Source organism: Thermoproteota archaeon (genome assembly GCA_030130125.1).
Lineage (GTDB): Archaea > Korarchaeota > Korarchaeia > Korarchaeales > Korarchaeaceae > Korarchaeum.
Window position 1 is genome coordinate 1 of the sequence record JARZZM010000012.1, and the last position, 10,383, is coordinate 10,383.

At 53.3% G+C, this 10,383-nt stretch carries 14 protein-coding genes and 1 pseudogene; 7 read left to right on the plus strand and 8 right to left on the minus strand.

Annotated features, from left to right (window positions below; genetic code table 11):
* From QI197_01845 to QI197_01870, 6 genes are all read right to left on the minus strand, one after another.
* Positions 1-775, minus strand: a 775-nt coding sequence (locus QI197_01845; GenBank protein MDK2372102.1) for a hypothetical protein, incomplete at its 3' end; no start/stop codon positions are given.
* 443 nt (positions 776-1,218) lie between these two features.
* Positions 1,219-2,778: a molybdopterin-dependent oxidoreductase gene (locus QI197_01850; GenBank protein MDK2372103.1), complete on the minus strand. Its 1,560-nt coding sequence runs from the start codon at positions 2,776-2,778 to the stop codon at positions 1,219-1,221.
* 33 nt (positions 2,779-2,811) lie between these two features.
* A complete protein-coding gene (locus QI197_01855) occupies positions 2,812-3,174 on the minus strand; it encodes a hypothetical protein (protein MDK2372104.1) in 363 nt (120 codons plus the stop codon).
* A complete protein-coding gene (locus QI197_01860; protein MDK2372105.1) occupies positions 3,152-3,472 on the minus strand; it encodes a hypothetical protein in 321 nt (106 codons plus the stop codon). Before QI197_01860 ends, QI197_01855 begins: the two co-directional genes overlap by 23 nt.
* A gap of 669 nt (positions 3,473-4,141) precedes the next feature.
* Positions 4,142-4,543 (minus strand): nucleotidyltransferase domain-containing protein, encoded by a 402-nt coding sequence (locus QI197_01865; protein ID MDK2372106.1) that lies wholly within the window; start codon positions 4,541-4,543, stop codon positions 4,142-4,144.
* Complete coding sequence (locus tag QI197_01870; protein ID MDK2372107.1) at positions 4,519-4,932, minus strand: DUF86 domain-containing protein; 414 nt, start codon at positions 4,930-4,932, stop codon at positions 4,519-4,521. The genes QI197_01865 and QI197_01870 overlap by 25 nt, the downstream gene beginning before the upstream one ends.
* Positions 4,933-5,405: 473 nt before the next feature.
* On the opposite strand from QI197_01870, the gene QI197_01875 reads away from it, so the two are divergent.
* Both QI197_01875 and QI197_01880 read left to right on the plus strand, forming a co-directional pair.
* Positions 5,406-5,588 (plus strand): hypothetical protein, encoded by a 183-nt coding sequence (locus tag QI197_01875; GenBank protein ID MDK2372108.1) that lies wholly within the window; start codon positions 5,406-5,408, stop codon positions 5,586-5,588.
* A gap of 121 nt (positions 5,589-5,709) precedes the next feature.
* Positions 5,710-5,940 (plus strand): ferredoxin, encoded by a 231-nt coding sequence (locus QI197_01880; protein MDK2372109.1) that lies wholly within the window; start codon positions 5,710-5,712, stop codon positions 5,938-5,940.
* Between the two features lie 2 nt (positions 5,941-5,942).
* On the opposite strand, the gene QI197_01885 is transcribed toward QI197_01880, so the two are convergent.
* Both QI197_01885 and QI197_01890 read right to left on the minus strand, forming a co-directional pair.
* Positions 5,943-6,305, minus strand: coding sequence for a hypothetical protein (locus QI197_01885; protein MDK2372110.1), 363 nt, complete (start codon positions 6,303-6,305; stop codon positions 5,943-5,945).
* Positions 6,306-6,442: 137 nt separating this feature from the next.
* The gene (locus tag QI197_01890; protein ID MDK2372111.1) at positions 6,443-6,583 is read right to left on the minus strand and encodes a hypothetical protein; all 141 of its coding nucleotides are present in this window, start codon (positions 6,581-6,583) and stop codon (positions 6,443-6,445) included.
* 397 nt (positions 6,584-6,980) lie between these two features.
* Between QI197_01890 and QI197_01895 the strand changes: the two genes are divergently transcribed.
* From QI197_01895 to QI197_01915, 5 genes and pseudogenes are all read left to right on the plus strand, one after another.
* Positions 6,981-7,403 (plus strand): M67 family metallopeptidase, encoded by a 423-nt coding sequence (locus QI197_01895; protein MDK2372112.1) that lies wholly within the window; start codon positions 6,981-6,983, stop codon positions 7,401-7,403.
* An 18-nt stretch (positions 7,404-7,421) separates the two neighbouring features.
* A complete protein-coding gene (locus tag QI197_01900) occupies positions 7,422-7,619 on the plus strand; it encodes a hypothetical protein (protein MDK2372113.1) in 198 nt (65 codons plus the stop codon).
* Positions 7,588-8,535, plus strand: a pseudogene (locus QI197_01905) (aminotransferase class I/II-fold pyridoxal phosphate-dependent enzyme). Before QI197_01900 ends, QI197_01905 begins: the two are co-directional and overlap by 32 nt.
* Positions 8,536-8,698: 163 nt before the next feature.
* Entirely contained in the window at positions 8,699-9,250 is a 552-nt protein-coding gene (locus QI197_01910) for an acylphosphatase (GenBank protein ID MDK2372114.1), read from the plus strand.
* Positions 9,251-9,400: 150 nt separating this feature from the next.
* Entirely contained in the window at positions 9,401-10,312 is a 912-nt protein-coding gene (locus tag QI197_01915) for an aldo/keto reductase (protein MDK2372115.1), read from the plus strand.
* Positions 10,313-10,383 lie beyond the last annotated feature (71 nt).

Genomic DNA, 10,383 nt, shown 5'->3' on the forward strand with positions numbered 1-10,383 from the left:
CCTCTATTATCCTCCTAGCCAGAAAGCCGAGCCTAGGGAGGCCCTCTATCTCGTCCTCCTCCGCCACGGGGTACCTCTCCACTACTCCCTGAATGGCTTCGGGCGGTGATATGTAGGGAGCGAGACCCTCTCTGCTCACCAAGGCGTCGATCATCTCACCCAAGAGCTCCAAAACCCTACGCTCGCTCTCAGGGAGTTTCAGATCTCTCAGCAAGTACAGGGTGGTCTTCACGCTCTTCGCCGCCGGTAGATCTCTGAGGAATATAGCGTACATGGCCATTGCCGCTATCGCATCCACCAAGTACTTCACATCCCTCTCGGAGGACAGATTATCCTCGAACCTCTCCCTCATCTTGAGCGGGTCCAGACCGGTCTCGATCACCCCTCTGATGAGCTCCCGGTCGAACTTGGTGACTTGGAGGAGGGTATTTACGTCGAATGCCCCTCTCTTTGCAGCTCCTTCCCTGAATCTGGGTTCTATCCACTTCCACTCCAAGATGTCGATGTCGTCCCCCGATGTCTCCAAACAGGTCACTGATGGGGCATAAGGGCAGGGCCTGACCCTTCCCCTCACCTTCACCCTGTCGTCGGGGAGAAAGTACTTAGGCGAGGAGGGTAAGATCACAGTGAGCTGCCCCGTACCGTCCTCCAAGGAGAACCTCTCGTAGACTATGTCTCCAAGCGAGAAGGATGGGAGTATCTCGGTTATAGTTCCCTCGAGCTCAACCACGCTCCCGATGGGTACATCTCCCTTCAGTACATCGCCTACCTTCATGAGAATCCCGAGAATGAGGGAGGGGAATAATGATAATCCTTCCCACGAGGGTCCATGCGGGAAATTCTTTAACTCTCACTGACAAGCGCCTCGATCGATACTCTGCTGCTGTTGAGCGAGTTTCCACCCGCTATGATCTGCTTTTCGTCCTGTAAGAGATCGTTGACCGTGCCCTTGATGAATTTAGCTGATCTCCTAGCCCATAATACTCCGCTAGGGAGGGAATTCGTCGACCTCGACCGTTGAGATAGCTTCTGACCATGGAGAGCGAATGAGGACCAGATCCCCTGATTTCAGTCCCAGTTTGTCAGCATCTTCAGAACTGATGTGAATGCGATCCCTCACCGGGAGATCCCAAGGCATGGCATCCTGCGAGGATGTCCTCTCCGGAACCGAACTAGTGATGAGGACGTATGGGTAGTCGGGATTGACCTCCTCCCACTCTAAGACTGGAAGGGGAGAATAACCAAGCCTCCCGCTGTACTGCTGTAGAATTCTATCCTGCCGGAGGGGGTTTGGTACTCGCGCTTCGGCAGGTATTCCAGCCTCACATAACCCCTTCCCATCACCTCCTCAACGGGTACCCTGAGCATCCTACTTCCCCTCACAGCCCCTTCGAACGCTCGGATGGGGTCCTCCTTGAGTTCAGGCGCCTCCATCCCCAGCTTCCCGGCTAGTTTCTGGACGACCCACCAGTTAGGCCTGCTCTCCCCGAGTGGCTCCCAGGCCTTGGGGGAGTAGGCCAGATAGGGGTGCCACCAACTGGCGACGAAATCCTCCTGCTCGAACATCCCGGTAGCCGGGAGCACTACATCAGCCAGCTCCGCCGTTTCGGTCCACATCACATCGTGAACAACGGAGAATAGGTCCCCCCTCCTCATGCCCTCCCGGAAGAGGTCTGACCTAGGTAGGGTAACTGCGGGATTTGAGTTGTAGATGTAGAGGAACTTGAAGCGACCTGAGGAGAGCATGGAGGGAACGTCCAGCATGTTGACCCTTCTGTCCTCCCCTAGATGCCTGCCCTGCAGGTAAGCGGTGTCGAAGTCCCGAGAGGAGTTGCAGAAGAAGAAACCCCTGTGAACCCCCACCAGCGCTGGTATTAAAGAAATGACGCGGACGACTTCGGCCCCATGCTTTGTCTTCTGCATTCCTACACCGATATACGTGACGCTGGGCTTCAGCCCACCGTATTCTTCTGCCAGTTCCCTTACCGTCCCCTTGGGAACTCCGGTAACCTTCTCCACTAGCTCGGGAGTGTACTTGGAGATATGTTGCGCGTACTCCTCGAAGCCCACCGTGTATTTCGATATGAAGGCTTCGTCCACACCAATCTCATTTATCAGGTACCAAGAGATGCCCGCGGCTAGTAAGGAATCAGTTCCCGGTTTTATCCTGACGTAATTCCCCAGCAAGGATGTTCTCGTCCTTCTAGGATCGATCACCCAGATGGGTACTCCCCCGACCTTCAGATCCACCAAGATCCAATAGGCGTGTATGCTGGACGAGGCCGGGTTTGCACCCCACACCACGACCATTTTGGCCCTCTCAAGGTCTTCCGGGAAGGCCCCGTAGCGCATCCCGTAGTGAAGCTCCAGCGCGAGTTCACCAGCCTCGTCGCAGATCGTGTACTGCACCCGGTAGGCGTTGAGGGCGTAGGCAAGCCTGAGCGGATAGTTGAAGTTCATCAGTCCAGTGTTGCCGGAGTAGTTGAATATGAGGATATCCTGTGGGCCGTATTCCCTCATTACCTCCTTAAGCTTGGAGGCGATTACGTCTAGGGCCTGATCCCAGCTCACCCTTCTGAACCCGTTTTCGGTCCTGATATGTGGGTAGAGGACCCTCCTTCTGCTGGAATAGTAGTGAGGGAAGTTCAGGGCCTTTGGACATGCGAATCCCTTGGTGACCGGGTGATCGGGATCACCGCGCACCGAGGCCTCAGGACCTTCACCCTCCAAGATTAGGACGCAACCATCGAGGCAATCTCTCTGACAAGCGACTTTCATCTGAGTTGGGAGGTTCCGGCAAGACTTAAGCGTTCACCTCGGGGAGAGGGCCTCCATTATCTCCTCCATCAGCCTCTTAGCTTCCATTACCGTCCATTCCGCCTCGTCCTTCGAGAAGAGATATGGCTTGTGGTCAGCGATCTTCCTCCTCATGAAGAGCTTGAGATACCTCTCCTTTATATCTCGAGCTCTTTCCTCCCCTATCCTCTCCTCCAACCGCCTTTGAAGGGCATTAGCTATCTTGTCGTCCTTCGACGTCTTCAAACCCCCTATCAGATGCTCGACCAGTAGCCTAGTGGCAAAATAAGATGCAGAGACCGCCTTATTGTAGGAACCGTGCTCCAAGTCCTTCTCCGCCTCCTCTATAAGGACCCTAGACTTGATCAACTTGGACATCCCTACCACCGGTCTGGAGGAAGGCCTCCACCTCGTCCTCCTCGTCTGAGCTGGCGACCAGGGGGTTTATCCTCTCATCGATGCGCGAGGCTATCTCTATGACGGCATCCACATCGCCCAAGTCGTACCTGTCGAGGACCACGAGGACGTTGGAGTCGTGGACCTCCTGATCGGGGCTGGGAAGGGCTATAACCCTGAGGAGCCTCCTGCCGAAGTGGGACCTGAGCTCTTGGGAGAACTTTATCACCGAATCCAACCACGACTCCGAGGCGGAGGCCTCGACGACTATCGGGAGCATCAGTGAGTAGACCCTTCCCGGCTAATAAAGTTGGAGATGCTACTTGATGGTCTGTAAGGTCCATCAATCCCGATCGTCCCCATGGCTAAACGCGGGGGGTAGCTGTTGTAGTCATACATCCCTGAGGGTCATATCGTCCCCGAGCGTTCAGGCATGCGGATCTTTTGAGAGAGTTCTACGTATAATTGGGGTTCTAGGGATTGAGAGGAAGTTAATTGGGCGTGAGGTGGTTAAAGAATCCCTGAGGAGGTAACTGAGGCCCTGAATGCTCCTCTTAGCAGGTCTCGAAATCCCTAGTCTTCTTTGAGAGGGTAACCTCATATTCGTCATCACCCCGGGGATAGGAAGGTGTGTTTTAGAGGGGGGTTGAAATCCGTTCTGGGCCGAGGAGACCGAGGTTGGCGAGGCGTGATGAGATCCTCCCCGTCCTAGGATATAAGCCTAGAGGAACCTCCCTGTCCTTTCATGGGATCATGACTTGCTACATCGGCAGGTCCTCACTCCCCGAGTGGTGGTGCCGTTGGCAGCATCACTTGGAGGTGAGTTAAATCCGCGAGATCTTCCGCGAGATCTGTGAGGATAGACTGAGAACCATTCTGATCTCTCACTAATGGGATCTACCGTCCGCGCAGGCTATGGACGGGATGTCTGGTTCACACCCTCAAAATGTTAGCGAGTCGCACTCAAGGACCTGAGGAGTTCCTTGAAGTCTAGATGCATCTTGAGGGCCCTATCCATAGCCTCCGACCTTATCTTCTCATCTTTCGAGAACAAGAGCCTTCCCCCAGTGAAGACATGGTATTGAAAGGAAACAGGGGCTTCATTCAGCACATGAAGATCTACCGGGAACTCCTTAGAGAGTTCAGCTGAGACCTCCACCGTGTAGTGGAATGCTTCTACTTTACCTCCCTTGATCCAGATCGCAACATCCACGTCTCTGAATCTACCCTTAAGGAAGCTTCCGTGGACATAGGCGAACACTATATCCTCGTAAGCCTCTAACTTAGCCCTGAGATCTTCAATCAGCTTCCTGATCTCTTCCTCATTCATTTCGTAGTACTTGAGCTCCATCTCGACACCCTCTCCGCGTATTCTTCGAAATCCTTCAAGCCTCTCTTAACGCTCTCATAAAGCAACTCATCCGAGATCTCCCAGTATAGGTGTACCAGCAGGTTTCTGAGTCTCGCTGCCGATGCGAGCTTGGAGGCCAGCCTTCCATCTATGATTCTTCCCCCTAACAATCCGAAACACTCGGAATAAGTGCTAGCAATGAGACCTAGTTCTGAGACTATGTGTAGACAGATTGATAGGGCTGATTCAACCATTTGGATCACGAGATAACGCATAGACAGCTTCTCGTATTTCGAAAGGTTATCGAACGATTTAGAGGTCAAGGTTTGCAGCTCCCTCACCGCATCCAGCATATCCTTCAGCTTCGCCCTCAAGAAGTCCTCGTTCATTCATCCATCCTCCTTTAGCAATAAATCGATATCTCGCACATATATGGGATTTAAAGATGACACAGGAAATGAGGAGATCTCGTGTCTTAGCGCTAAGCTCCCGATGAGCTGGGAGCCCATGCGCAGTATTTAAATCCTTCAAAGCGACGGTCTCGCGTGCTGGAGTTCCTGAGGCCCGATATTGGCAAGATCCTCTTGCTCTCGATCCTAGCATTCATATGCGTTGGAGGGGTAGTTCAGAGCTACGCCTTCGTTGATGATTCCGTCCCGCCACCACCATTCTATGAAGGGCTTCGTTCTTTTGACTTATGGGCTCCATTCATGCTTCTCTTTATCCCATTCCTTCCACTGCTACCCCATCTACTCCGAACTCCTCGCTCACATACCCTTCCCTTTAGGTACCTTCTTCAAACCCCTCTTGGGATGTCTATTCCTCTCCTACGTGGAATTGGTCCGTCACCCAATGGCGTGAGATGAGCTTTAAGGTAAGGAAGATCTCAATGATCCTAGCTATTCTTCCATCGATCTTCTACGTATCGGCGCCTGATCCTATATTCGCCCTATCTGGTGCCATACTCTCGTTCCTCGTCGTCTTGGTGCATTTAATCGCGTTCTACGAGCTGCCAAGGTGGCCAAAGAAAGGGCTTCCCAACTAACCACTCAGAGAACCGGTCCGATGTGAGCCGGATGCCGTCCTAATGATGCTATTTCAAGGTCATCTTCAAGAAGATCATCTTCATTATGTATATTTATTATGTATAACTGACTTATAAGGGTATGACTCTGAGAGTTACCGTAGATAGGGAGTCCTGCATAGCCTGTGGGGTCGCCCCGACTCTATGCTCTGAGGTCTTCGTGCTAGAGGGGAAGAATAGGGTGGTGGACAAGTACTCGGTTGAGCTGTCAGACGCCATCTCTGTTGGCGAGGTGCCCGATGAGTTGAAGGAGTGCGTGGAAAATGCGGCGATGTCCTGCCCTGTAGAGGCCATAAAAGTTGAGGAGATATGAGTTCACCTCTGGAGCAGGTTCCTAACGAATTCCTCGATCGAGTCGGGGTCCAGTGAGGGCCCCTTGAAGACCCAGCCATTGACTATGGCTGAGGGTTCTCCCCTCAGACCGTACCTCAAGGATATCCAGATGCCCTTGAGGGAGTCCGCGCTGACCAAGTCGACCTTCACCCTCCTCCCATATTTCGACAGCCTCCTAGCTATCTCCGCGGCCTGCATGAGATCATGAACCATCCACCAAGGGTACTCTGAGAGTTGCTCCTCCCCGTGCTCCACTTCAGGAGTTGGGAAGCGGCAGCATGGAGATGCGGTGAAGTAAACGGTAGGGAAAAGTCCATAAAGGATGACTTTTACCCTTCTGACCATCGATCAGTTAACTACTCTAGCCTAATAAGGATTTCCTGTTGGACGCTAATGAGGCCGAGTCATGTAGAAGTAAGAGCATCATATCCCCCCAAGGTAATTCATAGAAGGAGGAGAAACCACGCTGGTATGCGAATAGCTCATTTCTCCTCGAAGATACCAGACCTCAGCGCCGCCACGTATGTGGTGTCGACTCCCAGCCTCTTAGCCAAGCTCAGCTGGACTATGGGAGATCTCTTTCCTGAGCCTACCTTGAATGTCGGCCTCCTCTCATGCTTCAAGATCAGATCTACTTCGCTGTTTCCAACCCGTAGACTAGATCACTCCTCCTTGTTGCCGAGACCATCCTGTGGAGCCGGCTGCGTCGGCTTCCCCGGCGCGCTGAGAGAGGGTTGAAGCATCCTTCCCTCTGGACTCAAGTTTGCTCTCTTTGGTATAATTCAGCTGGTAATGCGGGTGCATCGTTCATGAACACCCCCATAACTCTCCATCAATGTCATTTCATTTCGTCCTGGAGTTGAGCCGCAATCCTAGGGCTGGGCTCAGCCTGAGGGGTGTCTCATCATGCTTCAGATGTCCCCTCCAGCTTCATCGCCCCAAAGTACACTGCCCTGACCCGTATTAAATCATAGCGAGTGTTAGTGATACGCTTAAACTACTTGACCGTGCGACAGCGAGATGGAGGTCTTCATCCCAAAGAGAGTTAGAGATAGCATAGTGAGTCACGCCCTCTCAGAGTACCCTAGAGAGGCGTGCGGCCTCTTAGCTGGTGAAAAGGTTAGAGGTGAAGGCTTCTCGATTAAAAGAGCTTATAGAGCGAAGAACATATCAGATACACCACTGAGATACGAGATAGATCCCGAGGACATGTACAGAGCCTTCCTCGAAGCCGAGAAGGGGAGCATGGAGATCATAGGCGCTTATCACAGCCATCCCCTAGTAAAGCCCCTTCCATCCGAGATCGATGAGGAGAGGGCCCATCCAGGCTTCCTCTACGTGATAATCTCAGTTCCCAGGGTCAGGATCGGGGCCTTCATCTGGGAGGAGGGGAGGGGATTCAGAGAGTTGCCGGTCAGAATCGGGGAGGGTCCTTTTATCTGAGACCCTCCCAGCGCACCGATGAAGGTTGATCCGTTTCTGGTCGAGAGGTTCATGGGTAAGTACGAGCACGATGTCGAGCTGAACTTGGCCGAGACGTGCGTGAAGCCCTTCTCTTTGGGGGAGTTCCTGAGGTTCGTCGGCAGGGAGGATTATTTGAAGGAGCTGAAGGACCTTCTCCTGACCTATGGGTTACGTGGAGGGACTTCCCGATCTTAGGGAGAAGATCTCCCGTCTGTACCGCGACTTGAGCCCTGAGGGAGTGCTCATATCCAGAGGAGCCATAGACGCAAACTTTCTCGTCTTCTTCATCCTCGTCGAGCCGAGTGATAAGGTAGTATCGATCTTCCCGGCTTACCAGCAACTCTACAGCCTGCCTAAGGCATTCGGTGCTGAGATAAGGCTGCTACGCCTGAGAGAGGAGGACTCCTGGTATCCCGACTTCGAGGAGTTGTCAAGGCTGGCTGAGGGAGCGAAGATTGTGGTGGTAAACAACCCTCACAATCCCACCGGCCTCCTGCCGGATCGGGAGGATCTGTCCCGTGTATGCGAGATAGCCTAGAGGTATGGAGCTTACGTGCTGGCCGACGAGTCCTATCACGGGCTGAACATATTCGGCGATGAGGTTCCCTCCATGCTCGACCTCTGCGACAGGGCCATCGTTGCTAGGTCCTTCTCCAAGTCCCTGTCGCTGACTGGTCTCAGGCTCGGTTGGATAGCCACAAGGGATGAGGAGGTGATGAAGGAGCTTATGTCCCACAGGGATTACACGACCATAAGCGTCAGTATCCTCCTCGAACATCTCGCCCTACTTGCCTTGGAGAATGTGGAGAGGATCTACGAGAGGAATTTGGGGATAGTCAGGAGGAACTTCGAGATACTGAAGGGTTGGGTAGAGTCGGAATCCCTCATCGAATGGATCCCACCGAGGGCTGGAACTGTGGCCTTCCCCCGCTACATACTCGACATGCCCTTTGGGGAGCTGGCTCTCAGGCTGATCAGGGAGAAAGGGGTGTTCTTGGTACCGGGTTGTTGCTTTGAGATGGAGGGGCACTTCAGGATAGGCTTCGGGGGTGACAGCGAGGAGCTAAGGGAAGGACTCAGGAGGTTCAGTGATCTGCTGAGCGGGTTGTAGTTGGGGCAGCTTGGGTCAAGAGCGTTGTACTTTAGGTCGAAGCTATATTCACTCCCCTATCTCTTCCTATTCCCATAAATCTAACCGTAAAACTTTCGAAAACTCAACCGAATTTGTTGAATGTCTGGCAACTCTTATATAGGATCTTGCTGATATTCCCGCGATGAAGAGAAGGCTGATCATAGAGGGAGAGAAAGTTCAGGACATAGGCTACCGCATGTTCCTCCTAAATCTAGCTGGTGAGCACGACTTGACCGGTTTCCAAGCTCGTAATGTGGGAAAGAAGGCGGTAGAGGCCCTCTACGAGGGGGACGATGAAGCTGTAAGGGCGTTCGAATCAGATGTCAGGGAGATGATGCCTGAGGGCGCTCGAGCGGATAGGATCCATTTCGAGGACTACGATGGTCCGGTCAAGGACATAGAGAGGTTCAGGTCCCACTTCATGACCCTCCAGCTCGGTAAGATGATAGAGGTTGGGCTCACCATGATACAGAAACAGGATGAGACGCTGGAGGAGCTGAGGGCCTTCAGGGAGGAGAGCAAGCAGAACCAAGAGACCATGATCCAGAACCAGCAGCTGATGATACAGAAACAGGATGAGACGCTGGAGGAGCTCAAGGGGATCAGGAAGGACCTCAAGTCCATACTTGATAGGAGGCTCACGGCCTTGGAGAGGGACGTGGCGCTAATAAAGGAGAGGTTGGGGATAGAGTAGTGATCTCCAGCCCAATCCCTGATCAACTCGCAAGCTGATAGCGAAGGTTTGGAATGACTCTTGGCTACCTCCAGCCCCTACCTCCCCAGTCGATCCCCAATAGCCGTTTTACTTTAAAACCTCGCATCGATGGGATCTCCCGGGATTCATATGAGGTACGAGCAGCTGGGGAGGACGGGTATAAGGGTCTCCAAAATAGGGCTGGGGACTTGGCAGTTCGGCGCCAGCTATTGGGGTTGGGGGAAGGAAATAGATGAAGGGGAGGCCATCTCCATAATAAGGAGGGCCTTGGAGCTTGGAATCAACTTCATAGATACTGCGGAGATATACGGATGGGGGAGGTCCGAGAGGGTCATAGGGAAGGCGCTGAGCCAGGTGGACAGGGAAGACCTGGTGATAGCTACGAAGGTCTTTCCATACAGGGTCACCGTCTCAGGGGTATTGAAGGCGCTGAGGAACAGTTTGAGGAGGCTGAACACCAGCTACGTGGACCTCTACCAGATCCACTGGCCCAGCCCCATATTCCCCCTAAAGGGCGCGTTGAGGGCGCTAGAGCGGGAGCTGGAGGAAGGGAGGATAAGGGCGATAGGGGTGAGCAACTTCTCCCTGAAGCAGATGGAGGAGGCTAGGAGCTATCTCCAGAGGCACGACCTAGCCAGCAATCAGATCGAGTACAACCTGCTGAAGAGGGATCCGGGGAGGGATCTGATCCCTCACTGCCGGAGGGAGGGAATCACGATAATAGCTTATAGCCCCTTGGCGCAGGGACTGCTTACCGGGAAGTACGGGCCGGGAATGATGCCTAAAGGACTGCAGAGGAGGCTGAACATATGGCACCTCTATGGGAGGATCGACTGGGCGGTGGTTGAGAGGCTGAAGGAACTAGCGAAGAGGAAGGGAGGGGGGACGAGCCCTGCCCAACTCGCTCTGGCGTGGGTGATAAGGGAGAAGGGTGTGGTCGCAATCCCCGGAGCTAAGAGCTTGGAGCAGCTCCAGGAAAATGCTGAAGCTGCAGAGATAGAACTAAGTGACGAAGACCTCTCCTTCTTTGAAGTTCCTTGATGAACTGTTATTGAAATGAGGATGCTTCTGGATCCGGCCATGCTGTGAGATAATATGCATGATGTATACAC

Bases quoted from the DNA above. Each gene is read 5' to 3' on its own strand.
- QI197_01850 (MDK2372103.1), bottom strand. From the start codon at position 2,778: ATGAAAGTCGCTTGTCAGAGAGATTGCCTCGATGGTTGCGTCCTAATC.
- QI197_01895 (MDK2372112.1), top strand. From the start codon at position 6,981: ATGGAGGTCTTCATCCCAAAGAGAGTTAGAGATAGCATAGTGAGTCAC.
- QI197_01915 (MDK2372115.1), top strand. From the start codon at position 9,401: ATGAGGTACGAGCAGCTGGGGAGGACGGGTATAAGGGTCTCCAAAATA.
- QI197_01910 (MDK2372114.1), top strand. From the start codon at position 8,699: ATGAAGAGAAGGCTGATCATAGAGGGAGAGAAAGTTCAGGACATAGGC.
- QI197_01875 (MDK2372108.1), top strand. From the start codon at position 5,406: ATGAGCTTTAAGGTAAGGAAGATCTCAATGATCCTAGCTATTCTTCCA.
- QI197_01865 (MDK2372106.1), bottom strand. From the start codon at position 4,543: ATGGAGCTCAAGTACTACGAAATGAATGAGGAAGAGATCAGGAAGCTG.
- QI197_01885 (MDK2372110.1), bottom strand. From the start codon at position 6,305: ATGGTCAGAAGGGTAAAAGTCATCCTTTATGGACTTTTCCCTACCGTT.
- QI197_01900 (MDK2372113.1), top strand. From the start codon at position 7,422: ATGAAGGTTGATCCGTTTCTGGTCGAGAGGTTCATGGGTAAGTACGAG.
- QI197_01870 (MDK2372107.1), bottom strand. From the start codon at position 4,932: ATGAACGAGGACTTCTTGAGGGCGAAGCTGAAGGATATGCTGGATGCG.
- QI197_01855 (MDK2372104.1), bottom strand. From the start codon at position 3,174: ATGTCCAAGTTGATCAAGTCTAGGGTCCTTATAGAGGAGGCGGAGAAG.
- QI197_01880 (MDK2372109.1), top strand. From the start codon at position 5,710: ATGACTCTGAGAGTTACCGTAGATAGGGAGTCCTGCATAGCCTGTGGG.
- QI197_01860 (MDK2372105.1), bottom strand. From the start codon at position 3,472: ATGCTCCCGATAGTCGTCGAGGCCTCCGCCTCGGAGTCGTGGTTGGAT.